This is a genomic window from Methylocystis sp. (assembly GCF_046349115.1).
GTDB lineage: Bacteria > Pseudomonadota > Alphaproteobacteria > Rhizobiales > Beijerinckiaceae > Methylocystis.
The window spans coordinates 16,971-36,045 of record NZ_JAXMCX010000004.1; the positions used below are offsets into that span (position 1 = coordinate 16,971).

21 protein-coding genes are annotated in these 19,075 nt (G+C 64.2%); 14 read left to right on the plus strand and 7 right to left on the minus strand.

From position 1 onward, the window contains the following. Positions 1-3: 3 nt before the first annotated feature. The 7 genes from sufD to U1E20_RS11920 all read left to right on the plus strand — a co-directional run bounded on the left by sufD (position 4) and on the right by U1E20_RS11920 (position 7,406). Positions 4-1,296: a Fe-S cluster assembly protein SufD gene (gene sufD / locus U1E20_RS11890; RefSeq protein ID WP_409980838.1), complete on the plus strand. Its 1,293-nt coding sequence runs from the start codon at positions 4-6 to the stop codon at positions 1,294-1,296. After that, positions 1,293-2,537, plus strand: a complete 1,245-nt coding sequence (locus tag U1E20_RS11895) for a cysteine desulfurase (protein ID WP_409980839.1) — start codon at positions 1,293-1,295, stop codon at positions 2,535-2,537. The genes sufD and U1E20_RS11895 overlap by 4 nt, the downstream gene beginning before the upstream one ends. A 16-nt stretch (positions 2,538-2,553) precedes the next feature. After that, entirely contained in the window at positions 2,554-2,931 is a 378-nt protein-coding gene (locus tag U1E20_RS11900; protein ID WP_409980840.1) for an SUF system Fe-S cluster assembly protein, read from the plus strand. 39 nt (positions 2,932-2,970) lie between these two features. Continuing rightward, the gene (locus U1E20_RS11905; RefSeq protein WP_409981083.1) at positions 2,971-3,351 is read left to right on the plus strand and encodes a HesB/IscA family protein; all 381 of its coding nucleotides are present in this window, start codon (positions 2,971-2,973) and stop codon (positions 3,349-3,351) included. Between the two features lie 18 nt (positions 3,352-3,369). Then, positions 3,370-3,744 carry a TfoX/Sxy family protein gene (locus U1E20_RS11910; RefSeq protein ID WP_409980841.1) on the plus strand — a complete coding sequence of 125 codons (375 nt, stop codon included), beginning with the start codon at positions 3,370-3,372 and terminating at the stop codon, positions 3,742-3,744. 129 nt (positions 3,745-3,873) lie between these two features. After that, entirely contained in the window at positions 3,874-6,606 is a 2,733-nt protein-coding gene (gene gyrA, locus U1E20_RS11915) for a DNA gyrase subunit A (RefSeq protein ID WP_409980842.1), read from the plus strand. 29 nt (positions 6,607-6,635) lie between these two features. Further along, positions 6,636-7,406, plus strand: coding sequence for an SDR family oxidoreductase (locus U1E20_RS11920; protein WP_409980843.1), 771 nt, complete (start codon positions 6,636-6,638; stop codon positions 7,404-7,406). Between the two features lie 152 nt (positions 7,407-7,558). Here the strand turns inward: U1E20_RS11920 and U1E20_RS11925 are convergent, their stop codons facing one another. Next, positions 7,559-7,801, minus strand: a complete 243-nt coding sequence (locus U1E20_RS11925; protein ID WP_409980844.1) for a hypothetical protein — start codon at positions 7,799-7,801, stop codon at positions 7,559-7,561. A 126-nt stretch (positions 7,802-7,927) separates the two neighbouring features. Here U1E20_RS11925 and metG point away from each other — a divergent pair, with 126 nt between their 5' ends. The 3 genes from metG (at position 7,928) to U1E20_RS11940 (ending at position 10,975) form a co-directional block, all read left to right on the plus strand. Then, entirely contained in the window at positions 7,928-9,487 is a 1,560-nt protein-coding gene (metG, locus tag U1E20_RS11930; RefSeq protein ID WP_409980845.1) for a methionine--tRNA ligase, read from the plus strand. Positions 9,488-9,547: 60 nt separating this feature from the next. Continuing rightward, entirely contained in the window at positions 9,548-10,219 is a 672-nt protein-coding gene (locus U1E20_RS11935; RefSeq protein WP_409980846.1) for a hypothetical protein, read from the plus strand. Between the two features lie 246 nt (positions 10,220-10,465). After that, complete coding sequence (locus tag U1E20_RS11940; protein ID WP_409980847.1) at positions 10,466-10,975, plus strand: hypothetical protein; 510 nt, start codon at positions 10,466-10,468, stop codon at positions 10,973-10,975. Positions 10,976-11,114: 139 nt separating this feature from the next. On the opposite strand, the gene U1E20_RS11945 is transcribed toward U1E20_RS11940, so the two are convergent. From U1E20_RS11945 to U1E20_RS11960, 4 genes are all read right to left on the minus strand, one after another. Then, positions 11,115-11,483, minus strand: coding sequence for a VOC family protein (locus tag U1E20_RS11945; protein WP_409980848.1), 369 nt, complete (start codon positions 11,481-11,483; stop codon positions 11,115-11,117). A 100-nt stretch (positions 11,484-11,583) separates the two neighbouring features. Next, positions 11,584-11,880, minus strand: coding sequence for a c-type cytochrome (locus U1E20_RS11950; protein ID WP_409980849.1), 297 nt, complete (start codon positions 11,878-11,880; stop codon positions 11,584-11,586). A gap of 12 nt (positions 11,881-11,892) precedes the next feature. Beyond that, the gene (locus U1E20_RS11955) at positions 11,893-13,020 is read right to left on the minus strand and encodes a molybdopterin-dependent oxidoreductase (RefSeq protein ID WP_409980850.1); all 1,128 of its coding nucleotides are present in this window, start codon (positions 13,018-13,020) and stop codon (positions 11,893-11,895) included. A gap of 110 nt (positions 13,021-13,130) precedes the next feature. Beyond that, positions 13,131-13,397, minus strand: a complete 267-nt coding sequence (locus U1E20_RS11960) for a hypothetical protein (protein WP_409980851.1) — start codon at positions 13,395-13,397, stop codon at positions 13,131-13,133. A 240-nt stretch (positions 13,398-13,637) separates the two neighbouring features. On the opposite strand from U1E20_RS11960, the gene U1E20_RS11965 reads away from it, so the two are divergent. The 4 genes from U1E20_RS11965 to mazG all read left to right on the plus strand — a co-directional run bounded on the left by U1E20_RS11965 (position 13,638) and on the right by mazG (position 17,295). Further along, positions 13,638-14,429, plus strand: coding sequence for a TatD family hydrolase (locus U1E20_RS11965; RefSeq protein ID WP_409980852.1), 792 nt, complete (start codon positions 13,638-13,640; stop codon positions 14,427-14,429). Then, the gene (locus tag U1E20_RS11970; protein ID WP_409980853.1) at positions 14,426-15,220 is read left to right on the plus strand and encodes an MBL fold metallo-hydrolase; all 795 of its coding nucleotides are present in this window, start codon (positions 14,426-14,428) and stop codon (positions 15,218-15,220) included. The genes U1E20_RS11965 and U1E20_RS11970 overlap by 4 nt, the downstream gene beginning before the upstream one ends. Before the next feature lie 515 nt (positions 15,221-15,735). Then, positions 15,736-16,404, plus strand: a complete 669-nt coding sequence (locus U1E20_RS11975) for a cold-shock protein (protein WP_409980854.1) — start codon at positions 15,736-15,738, stop codon at positions 16,402-16,404. Positions 16,405-16,473: 69 nt separating this feature from the next. Beyond that, positions 16,474-17,295, plus strand: a complete 822-nt coding sequence (gene mazG / locus U1E20_RS11980) for a nucleoside triphosphate pyrophosphohydrolase (protein WP_409980855.1) — start codon at positions 16,474-16,476, stop codon at positions 17,293-17,295. Between the two features lie 3 nt (positions 17,296-17,298). Here mazG and hflX read toward each other — a convergent pair whose 3' ends face one another. Both hflX and hfq read right to left on the minus strand, forming a co-directional pair. Continuing rightward, positions 17,299-18,678, minus strand: coding sequence for a GTPase HflX (hflX, locus tag U1E20_RS11985; RefSeq protein WP_409980856.1), 1,380 nt, complete (start codon positions 18,676-18,678; stop codon positions 17,299-17,301). Positions 18,679-18,682: 4 nt separating this feature from the next. Next, positions 18,683-18,946, minus strand: coding sequence for an RNA chaperone Hfq (gene hfq / locus U1E20_RS11990; protein ID WP_026222957.1), 264 nt, complete (start codon positions 18,944-18,946; stop codon positions 18,683-18,685). Positions 18,947-19,075 lie beyond the last annotated feature (129 nt).

Genomic DNA, 19,075 nt, shown 5'->3' on the forward strand with positions numbered 1-19,075 from the left:
GCGATGATCAAGCTGGCGAGCGAAGCGGAAGCGACGCTTTCGTCCTTTTATGATGAGATGCGCGACAAGGGCGCGGAGCGGCTGCGCGCCGCCGCCTGGACCGCCTTCTCGGCGCTTGGCCTGCCGAGCCGCCGCATCGAGTCGTGGCACTACACAGACCTCAAGACAGCGATGAGCCGGCCGGCGCCGCTCGCCACCGCTTCGCATGCCGCCCTGTCCTTGCCGCGCGCGCATGACTCGCTGCGGCTCGTGACCCTCGACGGGGTTTTCCGGCCCGACCTTTCCGACATCGCGCGGCTCCCCGAAGGCGTCGTCGTCCAATCGCTGCGCGACGCGCTGACCCACGGCGAGCCGCATATCCTGTCGGCGCTGGCGAGCGCCGATATCGGCGCGCAGGACCCGGTGCTGGCGCTCAACGCCGCGCTGATGCAGGACGGAGTCGTCATCGAGATCGCTCCGGGCAAAAAAATTTCCCGCGCGATCGAGCTTGTGACCTTTACGTCCACGGAGGCGACGCAGTCGACCTATACGCGCGCGCTCGTGATACTGGGCGAAGGCGCTCAGGCGACATTGATCGAAACGCTCGGCGCGCTGTCGACGGCGCCGGCGCAGGACAATAGCGCGCTCTTGCTTCGGCTGGCGCAATATGCGCGCGTCGATCTCGTGACGCATCTCTCGGGCGGCGTCGATCAATCGATCCGCGTCGCCTCGCTGCTGGCGCATCTCGACGCCGACGCGAGGATCAATTCCTTCGCGCTGATCGAGGGAGAGGGCCTGCATCGTCGGCAGATTTTCGCGCGACTTGACGGCGAGAATGCGAGCGCCGCTTTCAATGGCGCGACGCTCGGGCGCGGTCGGTTGCACGCCGACACGACGCTGGTCGTCGACCATGCCAAGCCCAATGGCGCAAGCCGTGAATGTTTTCGCAATATTCTCGACGATCAAAGCGTCGGCGTGTTTCAGGGCAAGGTCATCGTGCGCCCGGGCGCCCAAAAGACCGACGGCGTCATGCAATCGAAGGCGCTGCTGCTCTCCGAGCAGGCGACGATGAACAACAAGCCGGAGCTGGAAATCTTCGCCGACGACGTGCAATGCGGTCATGGCGCGACTTGCGGCCGGCTCGACAAGGATCAGCTGTTTTACCTGAGCGCGCGCGGTCTGCCGCGCCGCGAAGCCGAGGCGCTGCTCATCGAAGGCTTCGCGATTGAGTCGATGCAGGCGCTCGAAGACGAGCAGTTGAAGGCGTTTCTGGTGGATCGCGTCAGCGTTTGGCTGTCCCGAAGGATCGCTCGATGAATGAGATCGCGCGCATAACGACGGCTTATGACATCGATGCGGTTCGCGCCGACTTTCCGATTCTCGCCGAACGTCCCTATGGCAAGCCGCTGGTCTATCTCGATAACGCCGCCTCGGCGCAAAAGCCGCGCGCGGTGATCGAACGCGTGGCGCAATTCTACGAACATGAATACGCCAATGTGCATCGCGGCCTGCATTATCTCGCCAACGCTTCGACGGAGGCCTATGAGGGCGCGCGCGAAACCGTCCGCCGCTTTCTCAATGCGCAATCGACCGATGAAATCATTTTCACCCGCGGCGCGACCGAAGCCTTAAATCTCGTCGCCGCCGCCTTCGGCGAAGCCCATATCGGCGAAGGCGACGAGATCATCCTGTCGGTGATGGAGCATCACTCCAACATCGTGCCCTGGCATTTCCTGCGCGAGCGCAAGGGCGCCGTTCTGAAATGGCTCGAGGTCGATGACGACGGCCGCTTCGATCTTGAGGCCTTAGAGAAGCTCTTCACCAAGCGCACCAAGATCGTGACGCTGACCCATATGTCGAATGTGCTCGGCGCGCCGACACCGATCGCCGATGTCGCCCGCATCGCTCACGCCCATGGCGTTCCGCTTTGCGTCGACGGATCGCAGGGCGCGGTGCATCTTGACGTCGATGTGCAGGCGCTCGACGCCGACTTCTATGTGCTGACCGGCCATAAGCTCTATGGACCGACCGGCGTCGGCGCGCTTTATGGCAAGCGTCAATGGCTCGAGGCGCTCCCGCCCTATGCCGGCGGCGGCGAGATGATCGAAACGGTGACGCGCGATACTGTCGCCTACAACGATCCGCCGCAGCGCTTCGAAGCCGGCACGCCGCCGATCGCTCAGGCCGTGGGGCTTGGCGCGGCGCTCGATTACATGGAGCGCCTCGGCCGGGAGGCGATCGGCGCCCATGAGGCGGGTCTGACCGCCTATGCCCATCAGCGACTGTCGCGGATCGACGGGCTGAAAATCTATGGGCAGGCGCCGGACAAAGGTCCGATCCTTTCCTTCGAAATGGCGGCGGCCCATGCGCATGACATCGCCACGGTGATCGATCGATCCGGCGTCGCGGTGCGCGCCGGAACGCATTGCGCCATGCCTCTTCTCGCCCGCTTCGGCGTCACCTCAACCTGTCGCGCCTCCTTCGCGCTGTATAATACGCGCAAGGAAATCGACCGGCTGGCGGAGGCGCTGGAAAAGGCCCGCTCTCTTTTCGCCTGACGAGAACTGCGTGTTCATGAACGATGCTCCCCATACAAGCGCAGCCGAAACCGACGCCGCATCGGAGCGAACCCCCGAGGCCATTGAAAACGAGCGCCTGACGAACGACATCGTGAAGGCGCTGAAGACGGTCTATGATCCCGAAATTCCAGCCGATATCTATGAGCTTGGCCTGATTTACCGGGTCGACATTTCGAATGAAGGGCTCGTCGAGATCGACATGACGCTGACCGCGCCGGGCTGTCCGGTGGCCGGCGAAATGCCTCAATGGGTCGCGAATGCGGTGAGCGCCGTGCCCGGCGTCAGCGATGTGAAGGTGAATATGGTGTTCGAACCGCCCTGGGATCCAAGCCGCATGTCGGATGACGCGCGTCTCGCGCTCGATATGTGGTGAACGGGCACTTAACGGAATGGCTTTGCGATGACTGGCATGATGAAAATGAGCGTGATGAACGTCAGCCCCGCAGCGGCCGAGCGCGTGCGCGGACTGCTTGCCGCGGCCGGCGAAGGGAAGGGGCTGCGCGTCTCGGTGGAGAAGGGCGGCTGCGCCGGCATGTCCTACAAGATGGAGATCGCCGATCCGAAGAGAGGCGACGAAGTCATTGACGTCGAGGGCGGCCGCGTGATCGTCGACGCCGCGGCGGTGCTCTATCTGCTCGGCACGACGATGGACGTGAAGACGACGCAGTTTTCGTCGACCTTCGTATTCGAAAACCCCAATCAAACGTCGGCCTGCGGCTGCGGCGAAAGCGTTGAACTGACGCCGGCCGACGCCGAGAAGCTGGCCGCCGCGTCGGAAATCGGGAGCGCCTGAATCCATTGGGAGTCGCTCATGGACCGCGCGCGTATCGAGGAGCTTTTCGCCCCCTTTGCCGCGGTTTCCGCGAAGCGCATGTTCAGCGGCCATGGCGTTTACGCCGATGGACTGTTCTTCGCCATTGAAGCGGGCGGCGAAATCTATCTGAAAGCCGATCGGCACAGCGCGGCGCGGTTTCGAGAGGCGGGCTCCCGGCCTTTCGTCTATCAAGGCAAGAACCGACCGATCACGCTTTCCTATTGGAGCCTCCCCGACCGGGCGCTTGAGGACCCCGACGAACTCGTTTTTTGGGCCAAATCGGCGGTTGAGGCCGCTCTGCGGGCGGGCTCGAAAAGGTCGAAGCCGGCCGCAAGGAAACGCGCCGCGTCAAAAGCCTGGCCTCGATTGTGACAGAAGACAGAGAATAAGGCGATAAGCTTTTGAATTTCAATGCTCTTCATAAGACGCTAATACTGGCGTCGCCCGCTCGAATCGCCTATAGACATGTCAACTAGACGCTACCCTTGAACTGGCGCTCACTTGGCCGACGACGACACCAGAAAAGACGATTCCGACAAGCCCGGCTCCGACATCAAGCCGGTCTCGATCACCGATGAGATGAAGCGCAGCTATCTCGATTACGCGATGAGCGTGATCGTGTCGCGCGCGCTGCCGGATGTCCGCGACGGGTTGAAGCCGGTGCATCGGCGCATTTTGTTTTCGATGCATGAGAACGGGCACACGCCGGACAAGGCCTATGTGAAGTCGGCGCGCATCGTCGGCGACGTGATGGGCAAATACCACCCGCATGGCGACGCGGCGATCTATGACGCGCTGGTGCGCATGGCGCAGCCCTTTTCGATGCGGCTGCCGCTCATCGACGGGCAGGGCAATTTCGGGTCGGTCGACAATGATCCGCCGGCGGCGATGCGCTACACCGAATCCCGGCTCGCCAAGCCCGCGCTGGCGCTGCTCGAAGACATCGACGAGGGCACCGTCGACTTTCAGCCCAACTACGACGGCAAGGAGCATGAACCGACCGTCCTGCCGGCGCGCTTTCCCAATCTGCTGGTCAATGGCGCCGGCGGCATCGCCGTCGGCATGGCGACGAACATCCCGCCGCATAATCTCGGCGAAGTGATCGACGCCTGCATCGCGATGATCGACCGGCCCGACATCACCGTCGTCGAGCTGATGGAAATCGTGCCCGGGCCAGACTTCCCCACTGCCGCGACGATCCTCGGGCGGGGCGGCATTCGCAGCGCCTTCGCCACGGGCCGCGGCTCGATCATCATGCGCGCCAAATCCGAGATCGAGACTCTGCGCAAGGATCGCGAAGCGATCATCTTCACCGAAATCCCCTATCAGGTGAACAAGGCGGCGCTGATCGAGCGCATCGCCGAACTGGTGCGGGAAAAGAAAATCGAAGGCGTCGCCGATCTGCGCGACGAATCCGATCGCGACGGCATGCGCATCGTCGTCGAACTCAAACGGGAGGCCGTCGCCGACGTCGTGTTGAACCAGCTGTGGCGCCACACCGCGCTGCAGACGAGCTTCCCCGTCAATATGATCGCGCTGAACGGCGGGCGCCCGGAGCTGATGACGCTCCATGACGTGCTGCGCGCCTTCGTCGATTTCCGCGAGACGGTCGTCACGAGGCGCACCAAATTCCGACTCAACAAGGCGCGCGACAACGCCCATCTGCAGGTCGGCCTCGCCATCGCCGTCGCCAATATCGACGAAGTCATTCGCCTGATCCGCACCTCGCCTGACGCAGCCGCCGCGCGCGAGGCGCTGATGGGACGCGACTGGCCGGCGAAGGACATGGCGCCGCTCGTCGAGTTGATCGCCGATCCGCGCCACAGGCTCACCGACGAAGGCGCCATCCGGCTTTCGGAAGCGCAGGCGCGCGCCATTCTCGATTTGCGGCTGCAGCGCCTCACCGCGCTCGGCCGCGAGGAAATTTCAGAAGCGTTGAACAAGCTCGCCGCCGAAATCGCCGACTATCTCGATATTCTGCGCTCGCGCGAACGTCTCTTTGGCATCGTCAAGGACGAATTGCTGGCGGTGCGCGAAGCGCATGCCACGCCGCGCCGCACGCAGATCATCGAAGCCGACGGCGAGGTCGAGGACGAGGATTTGATCGCGCGCGAAGACATGGTGGTCACCGTCTCGCACGCCGGCTACATCAAGCGCGTGCCGCTCTCGACCTATCGCGCGCAGCGGCGCGGCGGCAAAGGCCGCTCCGGCATGCAGACGAAAGAGGAGGATTTCGTCCACCGGCTCTTCGTCGCCAATACCCATACGCCGGTGCTGTTCTTCTCCTCGCTCGGCAAGGCTTACAAGGAAAAGGTCTGGCGACTGCCGCTCTCGGCGCCGCAGGCGCGCGGCAAGGCGCTGGTCAATCTGCTGCCGCTCGAGCAGAATGAGCGGATCACCACGATCATGCCGCTGCCGGAGGATGAGGAAAGCTGGGCGACGCTCGACGTCATCTTCGCGACGACGGGCGGGACGGTGAGGCGAAACAAGCTCTCCGATTTCGTCGACGTGCGCCGCAACGGCCTTATCGCCATGAAGCTCGACGCGGGCGAAGCGATCGTCGACGTCGCCACCGCGACCGAGCATGACGATGTGCTGCTGACGACGCGCGACGGGCATTGCATTCGTTTCGCCGTGCCCGAGGTCCGCGTCTTTCAGGGGCGCACCTCGATGGGCGTGCGCGGCGTGGCGCTGGGGTCCGGAGACCGGGTGATCTCGCTGTCGATTCTCAATCATTTCGAGGCGACCGGCGAGGAGCGCGCCGCCTATCTGAAGCGCGCCAATGCGCTGCGCCGGCGGATGGGCGAGGACGTCTCGCCCGAGGCCGGCGCCGAGGCCGAGGAGGCGACGACGAGCGCCGTCGAACTGTCGGATACGCGCTTTTACGAAATGCAGGCGGCCGAGCAGATCATTCTGACCGTCTCCGAAAACGGTTACGGAAAGCGTACGAGCTCTTACGAATATCGTACGACCGGTCGCGGCGGCAAAGGCATTGTCGCGATGGCGGTCAACGCCAGAAACGGCAAACTCATCGCCTCTTTCCCGGTCGGCCATGGCGATGAGATTATGCTGGTGACCGACGGCGGCCAGTTGATCCGCTGCCCGGTCGACGGCATCCGCATCGCCGGGCGCGGCGCTCAGGGCGTCATCGTCTTCGACACGGCGGAAGACGAGCGCGTCGTCTCGGTCGAACATATCGGCGATGTCGGCGACGGCGAGGACGCACAGACCTGAATTAAGCGTTCGGCGGCAGGGGGAGGCGCATGAGCGAGGGCGACGACGCAGACGGTCCGGCGCTGGTTACCGGCGCGCCGAGGCGCATCGGGCTTGCCATCGCCGAGAGGTTGGCGCGCGAGGGCCGGCCGGTCGTGCTGCACGCTTCTCCGCGCTCAGCCGAGGAAGCGGAGCTTGCGGCGCATGCCGTCCGGCAGCGCGGCGGCCGCGCGGCGACGGCGATCGCCGACCTCGCCGACGCGGAATCGACACAGCGCCTCATCGCCAAGGCTGGCGAAGCCTTCGGCGCGCTGCGGCTCCTGATCAACAACGCTTCGATTTTCGACATCGACGCCGCCGAGGACTTCTCGCTGGAGATTTACGAGCGGCAGATGCGGATCAATCTGCGCGCGCCGCTGCTTTTGTCGCGCGACTTCGCGGCGGCGCTGCCAGCCAACGCGAATGGCGCGATCGTCAATATTCTCGACCAGCGAGTCTGGCGTCTGACGCCGCGCCAATTCACCTATACGCTGTCGAAAGCGGCGCTGTGGGCGGCGACGCAGACCATGGCCCAGGCCTTGGCCCCGCGCATCCGGGTCAATGCGGTGGGGCCTGGCCCGGTCTTTCCCAACGCCGCGCTCGGCGAGAAGGAATTCGAGATGGAGGCGCGCGGCGTGCCTCTGGAACGCGCCGCCGACGTTTCGGGCGTGGTCGACGCCGTCATTTACCTTAGCCGGGCGAAAAGCGTCACCGGGCAGATGATCGCCGTCGACAGCGGCCAGCATCTCGGCTGGCGCACGCCGGACGTGGGGCCGGAATAGCGCGACGCAAGCATAAGCGACGGCTATGAATTCGGCGCGGCTCTCGCGAGCCTGGAGGCTCGCGGTCCAAGGCCGCATCCCGGACCGCGAGCCGGGAGGCTCGCTTGGTTGCGAACAAGCCGAAGTCGGGGCGCTCAATTCGCGGCGCCGACCTAATCGGCGCTGGGCAGCCGGCGGATGGTGAATTCGATTTGGCCATCGTCCAATTCGCGCCAGAATTCGACCTCGGTCATATAGGCGGCCTTGGGAAAGCGCTCGAATAATTCGCGCGCCTTCGCCCGCGCCTCGCCCCGCTCGAGGGTGAAGGTCTCGCGCCGCCAGCCCCCGCCGCGGCCCTCGCGCTTCGTGGCGAAGCGCCGCGCAAGGTCTCTCGGCGCGCTTCTGGGTGCGCTCATCCTGGTGCTCCGGCGCCTGATCCGGGCGATCAGCCTAGCGCATGGGAGGCGGGAAGGGGAGTCGGGGGTCAACGATGGCGCTTGAGCCCGCTTTCCCGCGTCGCCAAACCGCGCTAGACCCGAGCCATGCCCGAGCGCCCTCCTTATATGATCACCACCGCCATTCCTTATGCGAATGGCGCGCCGCATATCGGCCACGCCTATGAGCGCATCGCCACCGACGCCTTCGCGCGGTGGCAGCGGCTTGACGGCTATGATGTGCTGTTCGTCACCGGCATGGACGAACATGGCCAGAAGATGCAGCGCACGGCCGAGAAGGAAGGGCTGACGCCCCAGGCGCTCGCCGACCGCACCGCCGCGCAATTCGCCCGCATGGGCGAGGCGCTGAACGCCCGCGCCGACGATATCGTGCGCACCACGCAGGCGCGCCACAAGGAGACAGTGCTCGAAATCTGGCGGCGCATGGCGGCGAACGGCGATCTTTATCTCTCCAAATACGCCGGCTGGTATTCGGTGCGCGACGAGGCCTATTACGACGCGGACGAGCTGACCGAGCGCGACGGCAAGAAATTCGCGCCGACCGGCACGCCGGTCGAGTGGGTCGAGGAGGAGAGCTGGTTCTTCAAACTGTCGGCCTATGCGGAACGGCTGCTGGCGCATTACGAGGCGCATCCAGAATTCATCACGCCCGAACACTATCGGAACGAGATCGTCGCCTTCGTGAAACGGGGACTGACCGACCTCTCGGTCTCCCGCACGACTTTCGACTGGGGCATCGAGATTCCGCCGAGCGCGGAGACCAGCGCCAAGCATGTGATGTATGTCTGGGTCGACGCTCTTACGAATTACGTAACGGCTACGGGATTCCTTACGGAAAGCATAAACAGAGCGCGGTTCTGGCCCGCCGACGCCCACGTCATCGGCAAGGACATCACCCGCTTTCACGCGATCTATTGGCCGGCCTTTCTGATGTCGGCGGGCACGCCCCTGCCCAAGCAGATCGTGGTGCACGGCTTCCTGTTTTCCAGGGGCGAGAAAATGTCGAAGTCGGTCGGCAATGTCGTCGATCCGATTGAGCTCGCCGAGCGCTATGGCGTCGATCAGCTGCGCTATTTCTTCCTGCGGGAGATTCCCTTCGGCCAGGACGGCAATTATTCGCATGAGGCGATCGTCAACCGCATCAACGCCGATCTCGCCAACGACCTCGGCAATCTGGCGCAGCGGTCGCTGTCGATGATCGCCAAGAATTGTATGGGCGCCGTACCGCGTAAACACACGTTTACGGAAGCCGACCGGGAGATTCTGGCTCAGGCGGCCGAGGCGCTGACGAAGGCGCGCGCGGCGATGACGGATTACGCGCCGCATCACGCGCTTACGGAAATTTTCCGCGTCGTCGCCGAGGCCAATCGCTATTTCGCCGCGGAGGAGCCCTGGGCGAAGAAGAAGACCGATCCGGCGCGCATGGAGACCGTTCTCTACGTCACCGCCGAGACGTTGCGGCGGCTGGCGATCCCGCTGCAGCCGTTCATGCCCGATTCCGCCGGCAAGCTGCTCGATCTTCTCGACGTCGGTCCCGACGAGCGCGACTTCGCCCATGCGGGTGAGGGGAACGCGCTCCAGGAAGGCGCCCCGCTGCCGCCGCCGACCCCGGCCTTCCCGCGTTTCGTGGAGGACGAGCCGCGCTGACGTCGCAAGCGAAACGTTTCAAGATTGATTGGCGAAGCGCACATTCAACGGGGAGGGGCCATGAACGCCATGAACGTCATGAGCATCAGCGAGCTGCAGATCATGTTTTGGTTCGGACTGGCGCTCATTCTGACCGGGCTGGTGCTGCTCCCGTTTAAATTTTCCGGCGGCGGCATGAGCAAGATCAAATTGCCCGCCATCGAGATGGAGCTCAACGGACCGGCGCTGTTCGTTATGTTTCTCGGCGCGGGATTGATGTGGTTTTCGATCTCGAAAAGAGAAACTGAGCCGCCGCCTGAGCCCGTCGCCATCTCCCCGCCGCCGCCATCGGCGGTCACGGCGATGTCGCCGACGCCTCCGCCGGCCCCCGAGCCGGCGCCGCCTGCGCCGCCGGAACCCGCCGCGCCGAACACCGAAAGGGGCTTCGGCGTGGTCTTGATTGCGTCGAGCATCCCATCAACGGCGAATCAGCAGGCGATCAGGGCGAAGGCGCTCGCGCCGGCCGATGCGGACATTATCCTCTACCGTCGAAAATCGGCTTGGGCCGTCGTCATTCATTATGCCGACAGCCTGAAGGCGGAGGAGGATCTGTCCCGGTACAGGAACGAAAAGGACTGGGCGAGCGCCTATGTGGTCAATCTCGGCTCCTGGTGCCCGCTCGCCAAGCCGACGACCGTGCCCCTCCCATCGAATGCGCAGCCCGCCGCCGGCTTTGACTGTCGCCTGAAGTAACGCGGACGGCCCTTGCTTTTGCCACGCGCTCACCACATTCAGGCGCTTCAAAGGGGGTAGCGGCGACAAAATCGGCGTCGGCCTTTGCGGGCTTGCCGGTCAATGTCCTGACATGCGACAATGTCCAGTGCGGGCTTCACTTGAAGGAGCCGCCCATCGCGCCGCTCGATCGAGTTCGCGCAGCAGCATTCTCCTTGGTTGCGTCGTATCTCTAATCGTCTCATTTCTAACGGAGGAACTCACGGAATGGCGCGTGGCATTTCAACGATCCTGACGGCGGTCATCTTCGGCGCGATCGGATTCGTATTAGGAATCTACGCGGCGCCGACAGAGGGCGTCGCCAATCTGAAAGCGGCGATCGAAGGCCGGTTCAAGCCAGCGGCTCCATCCGAGGAGGGCGCGCCGGCCGAAGAGCCCGCCGCCGTCCCGGCCGAACCGGAGGCGCCGGCGCAACCTGACGCTTCCGCCGCCCCGACGCCCGAGACGCCCCCGGCCGAACAGCCGGCGGCCGTCGAGACGCCGCCCGCCCAGGAGAGCGCGCCCGCCGCCGAGACGCCGCCCGCTCCAGCCGCCGCTGAGACGCCGCCGCCTCCGCCGGCGCAGGAAGCCGCGCCCGTCGCCGCGCCGGAGCCGACGCCGGCGCCAGAGCCCGCGCCCAAGCCGAAACCCAAGCCGAAGCCGAAGCCCAAACCGAAGCCGAAGCCGGCGACGCCCGCCGAAGAGCCTGCGGCCGAACCGCCGCCCGCGCAGCAGTAAGGCGCATCGCGACAGCCTCGTCGCAGGCCGCCCGCCCGAGCTTGGGGCAGGGGTCTGCGGCGAGAGCCGACTTCCGATTGAGATTTACGTGGCGATCAGCGACGCGGCGCGCTTTCGTTCTCGAAACCGCAGGCGCCGGCTACTGCGGCGCGGTCATCAGCTCCAGGATATGGCCGTCCGGGCTCTTGAAATAGACGCCGCGACCGCCGTTCCAGTCATTGAGCTGGCCGTCCGTGAATCGACCGGGCGCGCTGCCAAACGCCAGGCCTTCGTCCTTCACGCGCCCGAAAATCCCGTCGAATTCAGCATCGCCGACGTAGAACGCATAGTGGCTGGCCCCAAAGGAATTTTCCCTGTCGAACAGCAGCGTCAGCGAATCATTGATCTTCACCGGCGCGAAATGGCCCTTGGGGCCGTCGTAGCGCAGCCCGAAAATTCGCGCGAACCAGCGCGCCGCCGCGTCATTATCGTGCGCCGGCACGATGGTGTGGTTGAGGATGATGGCCATGGATCGCGCTCCGCCTGCGGGCAACGGAGCTTAGATGGGGAGCGCCGGCATTTTTGTCACCGGCTTCGCCAGCGCGCCGCTTCCGCCCTTTAATCCGGTTCTAATTTTCAGCGCTTCGCTCGCCGTAATTCTGCTTCAGATAGTCGGCGATTTCTCTGGCGTCTGACTCGCTGATTCGCGCGCCCATCACGCTGATCATTTTCGTCACCTCACCATCCCATTTTTCGGCTGTGAGGAATGGCGAGTTCATTTGAATATAGTTGAGGCTGTGGCACGCCGCGCAATTGGCCTCCACCTTGTCGAGCCCCGGCGCCGCTTTCAGCGCGACCGGCTTTTCCTCGGCGAGAGCGACGCCGGCGACGACAATCGTCGCGAGACTCACGATCAGTCGAGGCATCACGGCGCCCTCCTAGATCACGTTCAGCGTGACGGTCTGCATCCTATTGTGATGATAGCCGCCAGGATTCTGGATCAGATCCCGCCCTTGCGTCTCGCCTGCGTTGTTGGTCGCGCGCGCGGTGACGGCGATTTTGCCGCTCGCGTCGCTTGGAAGAAGGAAGCTGAATGCGCGAAACGCGAAACGCCCGAGGTCCTCGCCAAGTTGCGCCGCAGCCCAGGTCTTCCCGTCATCAAGCGAAATATCGACCGCCTTGACGCCCGTCCCGCCATCCCAGGCGACGCCTTCAATCACGACGCCGCCATGGATTTCGGCGCCGTCGACAGGATAGGCGATCAGCGAATTCACCATGATGTCGGTGATCGGGACGTTCGATTCCGTCTCCTGCGACGTGAAGCTGTTCGGCGAAGGAAATTTGCCCTTGGGGAGGCGATAAGCAGTGCGCATCCAAAACGACTCTTCCGGCCTGGTCAGTAGTTTGATCGCGACGAGATGTTTCATCCAATAGGTGGCCGTCCAGCCGGGCACGATGATGCGGGCTGGAAATCCGTTAAGCGCGGGCAGCGGCTCTCCGTTCATTTCGTAAGCCACCAACACGGAGTCTTCGAGCGCCTTCTCCAGCGGGATGCTCTTGACGAAGGCCGGCGTCTTTTCGACGGCGGGACGGTCGGCGCCGACAAAGGAAACTTCCATCGTCTCCTTTTTCACGCCGACCTTGTCGATCAGGTCTTTCAGCCGCACGCCGCGCCAACGCGCGCAGCCCATCGCGCCGTAGCCCCATTGCACGCCGGCGACATGCGGCTGGAAGAGGCCGCGACGATTGCCCGAGCACTGATTGACGGCGACGATTTCGGCCGACGCCATGCTCTTTAATTCATCAAGGGTGATCGCGACGTCGCTCTGCGCGCCCTCGCCGGCGATCGAAAGCCGCCATGTCTTGGCGTCAACGCTCGGAATGCCGCTCAAATGATAGCGAATGAAGAACGCCTCGTCGGGCGTGATGGCGTGACGGAAATAGTCTATCGGCGTTTCGTAATTCGGCGGACGGCGGCTGAGTCTGATGAGCGGGTTCTTGCCGGCGACGGCCTCGAGCGCGGCGGCGTCGCGCACGCCTTCCGGCAACGCCGGTGAAAGCCACATTTCGTTTTCTCGCGCCAGGGCGCGAAGAGGCGAGACGGCGCCAGCTGCGAGCAAAACGCGCCGAGTAATCATGCCGACTCCTGCGTCAACTGGCGCCGACGCGGCGATGCTCATATCACCGGCGGCAGGCGCTCTTCGTCGTCGCCGCCGAGAAGCGAGACGATTTCGCCGGCTACATCTTTAAGCGGCGCGCCGGCGCCGAACACGTCGCGATCGCCCGACATAAACATCGACGCCTCCTCGACGTCGGCGATCGTCGGGCGTAAATCCATGATCGCCGACAGCGTCGCGTCGTCGATCTCTCCGAGCACGTCGATCACGTCCTTGATCGTCGCCGGCGGGCGTCCATCGCCGTCCTGGACCAAAGCTTGCGTCACTGATGCCTCCCCGATCCGCCAATTTCCCACATGAGCGCGACAGCGCGCGGACAATTTCCATTGGCTGCACAAAAATATAGCGCCGCGCCAATTAGCGGCGAATGGGCCGGCGCTGGATATTGGTGTTTTCCGCCAAGCGAGCCATATTGCGGCATTGGCCATCGCGCGTCAGCAGGTCCCGGTGCGGCAAAAATGTCCGCGTCCGGCCGGCGCCGCGCTGCTCCTTCCTGACCGGGACCGATGCTGATTGACACCCATTGCCACCTGGATTTTCCCGATTTCGCGCCAGAGCTTGGCGAAACGGTCGCGCGCGCCAAGGCGCGCGGCGTCGGGCGGATGATCACGATTTCCACGCATCTGTCGCGCTTCGAGCAGGTGACGGCGGTCGCCGAGGCCTATCCGGACGTGTTTTGCACGGTGGGGACGCATCCGCACCATGCGCATGAAGAAACCGAGCCGACGGTCGAAGCGCTCGTCGCTTTGTCGCAGCATCCAAAATGCGTCGGTCTGGGCGAAGCGGGTCTCGATTATCACTATGATCATGCGCCGCGCGAGGTGGCGCAGCGGATATTCCGCATTCACGTTGAGGCCGCCCGTGAAACCGGCCTGCCGCTCGTCATTCACACCCGCGACGCCGACGATGACTGCGCCGCAATCTTGAAGGATGAAATGGGGAAGGGGGCTTTCCCGGCCCTGCTCCATTGCTTCACCGGCGGTCGCGCGCTGGCCGAGATGGCGCTCGAGCTCGGGCTCTATATTTCCTTTTCCGGCGTCGTGACCTTCAAGAACGCCGAATATTTGCGCGAGATCGCCCGCGACGTGCCGCTGGAGCGGATGTTGGTCGAAACCGACGCGCCGTTTCTCGCGCCGACCCCGCATCGCGGCAAGCGCAACGAGCCGGCCTTCGTCGTCGACACCGCGCGCCTCCTCGCCGAACTCAAGGGAATCAGCGCGGCCGAACTCGCGCGCGCCACGACCGAAAACGCGCTGCGGCTGTTTTCGAAAATGCCGCCGCTGGACGCCGCCGCGTGACCCTCAATATCAGGATTCTCGGTTGCGGCTCGTCGGGCGGCGTGCCGCGCGTCGGGCAGGGCTGGGGGAAATGCAATCCCGACAATCCCAAGAATCGGCGCCGGCGCTGCTCGATTCTCGTCGCGCGCGGGCTGGCCGAAGCGGCGACGCAGGTGCTTGTGGACACCGGTCCCGATCTGCGCGAGCAGCTCATCGACGCGAATGTCCAGCGGCTCGACGCGGTCCTCTATACCCATCCCCACGCCGACCACACCCATGGCGTCGACGATGTGCGCGGCCTCGTCATCATGAGCGGACGCCGCATTCCGGCCTATATGGACGAGCCGACGGCGCACGCCTTCGCCAAGAAGTTCGACTATATTTTTCACACGCCGCCCGGCAGTTTCTATCCGCCGCTGATGACCGAGCATCGCCTGCATCTTGGGCGCGCGGTCACGATCGACGGGCCCGGCGGCGCCATCGTCGCGACGCCGTTCCGCCTCGACCATGGCGACATGGACGCGCTCGGCTTCCGCTTCGACAATGTCGCCTATACGCCCGATCTCCACGCCATTCCGCCTGAGAGCGCGCCATATCTCGAAGGGCTCGACCTCTGGATCATCGACGCGCTCCGCCATCAGCGGCACGGCACGCATCTTTCAGTGGCGCAGGCTTTAGATTTCATCGCCCATTTCAAGCCGAAGCGCGCGGTGCTGACCGACCTGCACGTCGATCTGGATTACGACGCGCTTTCGACGGAGCTGCCGGAACATGTCACGCCGGCGTTCGACGGCATGACGCTGGAAGTCTGATGCGGCAGGCGTCGCAATAATGCCGATCCTAGGTTCCATAATATCGATTATGCGAATCGTGCATGGCGGTTCCCCTCGGCGCCATCCTTCGCCACCTGCCGTAGGTGACCGCGCAGGCCCCGCTGCCAGACCGGGCGCTGAATTCGGGTCGCGCTTTTATGCTCGATCCTCCAAGTCGACGCGCTGCGGCGGGACCTTCGTCGACTGTCTTCAGAATTCGATCGCGCGCCTTATCTAAGGCGCTGCAAACGCTATCATTCCCGCCGAGCCAAAAGCGGCGGGCGGCTCTCAAGCCATGGCGATACTTCGGATTTTTGGATCGCCCTACGGAATTTTCTAGCCTTCCGGGGCGAAACTCTGCTAAAAGGCTCGCTGCGCGGGACTATATGGCATTCAAGAGCACATCATCGTCGTTTGCGAGCGGGCGCATTTTTTGCCGCCCGATCGGAAACGCCTGGGCGCACTAAGGTTGGCATAGCGGTCTTGCCGTTTTTGGCGGAGACGAGCAGGTAGACATGAGCAAAGGTAGAGACTTTCGGGGCCCCCGCAAACGCGGATTCGATGATGACGCCCCGTTTGGTTATGACGCTCCGCGGCCCAGCCGGCCGCCGCGTTCGCAATTTGGAGGCGGCGGATTTACTGACGCGCCGCCCCCGATGATGAACGAGCCCGCTATCGACGCCATCGTGAAATGGTTCAAGCCGGATAAGGGCTTCGGCTTTGTCGAGCTCGGCAATGGGACCGGCGACGCCTTTCTCCATATCGGCGCCGTCCAGGCGGCTGGTTATGACTCGCTGCCGCCGGGCGCCAAATTGCAGGTGCAGGTCACCAGTTCGGTCAAGGGCCAGCAGGTGGCGCGCATTCTCGAAGTCGATCTGGCCGGCGCCGCCGAGCGCGCGCCGCCGCCGCGCAGCGGTGGAGGCGGCGGCTTCGACAGTCCCCGGCCCCGTCGCCAGGCGCCCGATCCGTCGACCGCGGTTCCGGTCTCCGGCAAGGTCAAATGGTTCGACGAGACGAAGGGTTTCGGCTTCGTGCAGTCGAACGACGGCGGCAAGGACGTGTTCGTGCATATTTCGATCCTGGGTCCGTCCGGCGTGAACCGTCTCGCCGAGGGACAGCCCGTCACCATGCAGGTCGTCGACACGGCGAAGGGCCGCGAGGCGCTGTCCATCACCCTGGATTGATTTGCTCTCCAGTCATCGACGCGCCGCGATCCTTTTGAGGGCCGCGGCGTTTTTCTTTGGGGAAGCCTCATGTCGGCCCGGCCAAACAGCGACGTCGCCCGACTGATCGAAATCATGGCGGCGCTGCGCACGCCGGGCAGCGGCTGTCCCTGGGACCTCGAGCAGGATTTCCGTTCGATTGCGCCCTATACGATCGAAGAAGCCTATGAGGTCGCCGACGCCATCGAGCGCGACGACCTCGCCGATCTCAAGGACGAATTGGGCGATCTCCTGCTGCAGGTCGTTTTCCATGCGCGAATGGCGCAGGAGCAAGAGCATTTCGCCTTCAAGGATGTGGTCGACGCCATCTGCGACAAGCTGATCCGACGGCATCCGCACGTTTTCGGCGATAGCCGGTCGCTCGACGCCGACGGCGTCAGCGCGCAGTGGAGCGAAATCAAAGCGCGCGAGAAAGCGGCGAAGCAGGGCGGGCCCCCGGCAAGCCTGCTCGACGGCGCGCCGCTCGCCCTGCCCGCGCTGACCCGCGCCTTGAAGCTGCAGCAAAAGGCGTCAGCGGTCGGCTTCGACTGGGACGACGCGCGTCAGGTTCTAGATAAGATTCGCGAGGAAACCGAAGAAGTCGCCGCGGAGCTCAGCTCTCCCGGCGCGCAGGCGTCGCCGGCGCTCGAAGAGGAGATCGGCGATCTTCTATTCGTCGTCGCCAATCTCGCGCGCCACGCCAGGGTCGACCCCGAACAGGCGCTGCGCGGCGCCAACGCCAAATTCGAGCGGCGATTCCACCATATTGAGCAGCGGCTTGCCGAAACTGGGCGTACGCCCGAAGCCGCGTCTCTCGATGAGATGGAAGCTTTGTGGGTCGAGGCGAAGAAAGCAGAGCGCAAGAAACGCTGACGCTTACGACGCCGCCCGCCTTCGCCGCCGGCCAGATTCGCTTAAGACTTCCGCCTGCGGAAAGCGTCTGGCGAGACCCTCCGAGCGCTCCGGATCGACGCGAACGACAAGATGCACGCCGCCCTGGGGCAGGGCTTCGCGTTCGAGCACTTCGGTATGGGCGTGCAGCCAGGCGAGTCCGGCGCCATCGGCAGCCTCCAGGTCGAGTTCAAAACGGACGCGACCCGCCGCCAGCGTCGCTTCGATCCGCGCCAGCAATTCGTCGAGCCCTTGCCCGGTCAATGCCGACACGAGAATGGGCCGTCGCTGCGGTTCGATCCCGCGCGCCGCCAGACTGAGCGCCGCGAGCCGTTCCGGATCGAGCGCGTCGATCTTGTTCCAGACTTCGAGGATTCGGCCCTCGGCCTGGCCTTTGAGGCCGAGTTCGTCAAGGATCGCCTCGACATCCTTCGCCTGCGCCTCCCAATCCTCATGCGACACGTCGCGGATATGGAGCACCACGTCGGCGAGCGTCACTTCCTCGAGAGTCGCGCGAAAGGCCGAAACCAGCATCGTCGGCAGATCGGAGATGAATCCGACCGTGTCGGAGAGCAGGATGCGCGCGCCATGCTGCAGTTTGATCTGGCGCAGCGTCGGATCAAGCGTCGCGAAGAGCATGTCCTGGGCGAGCACTTCGGCCCGCGTCAGCCGATTGAACAGCGTCGACTTGCCGGCGTTGGTGTAGCCGACGAGCGCGACGACCGGATAGGGAACCTCGCGCCTTGTCTTGCGGTGCAGGGCGCGGGTGCGCCTCACCTTGTCGAGATCATGCTCGATGCGGCGCATCCGCTCCTCGATCAGGCGCCGGTCGGTCTCAATTTGCGTCTCGCCGGGGCCGCCGAGAAAGCCGAAGCCGCCGCGCTGGCGTTCGAGATGGGTCCAGGAGCGCACGAGCCGCGACTTCTGATAGGCGAGATGCGCCAGCTCCACCTGCAGCGCGCCTTCCTTGGTGCGGGCGCGCTGGCCGAAGATTTCGAGAATGAGCCCGGTCCGGTCGATGACCTTGGCGTTCCAGGCCTTTTCGAGATTGCGCTGCTGCACGGGCGAGAGCTGGCAGTCCATGCTGACCAGCGCGACCTCCTTCGCCTCGACGATCGCGGCGATTTCATCGACCTTGCCCTTGCCGAGATAGGTCGCCGGTCGAACCTCGCCGAGCGCGATCGCCAATTCGCCGGCGATATCGAGATCGATCGCCTGGGCAAGACCCACGGCTTCGGCTAGCCGCGCCGCCGGATCCCGCGCGCGCGCGGGCCCGCCCTGGGCCAGATAGGGCCCGATGACCAACGCCCTGGCGGCGGCCCCTTTTGGCGCCGCGCCTCTGCTTGCGTCGCTGTCCGCCCTCAATCGCCTACCGTTGCTTGTCGGCCTGCCCTTCGTCGTCGCCCGGCTCAAACATTTGTATGGGGTGTCCGGGCATGATCGTCGAGATGGCGTGCTTGTAGACGAGCTGGGAATGCCCGTCGCGTCGCAGCAACAGGCAAAAATTGTCGAACCAGGTGACGATTCCCTGGAGCTTGACGCCATTGACGAGGAAGATCGTAAGCGGGACCTTATTCTTCCGGACGAAATTCAAAAACGTATCTTGCAGATTTTGCGAACGCTCTGACGACATCGGCTGTCCTGTTCTGTTTTTTAGCCGAGCGGAACTGACGCCGCCCCCGAGGGATCGTTCTTCTTCTTTCGCCGCAGTTTTCATTAGAACCCTTCAAATGGCGAAGCGCAAGGCGCAACCCGGGCCGGT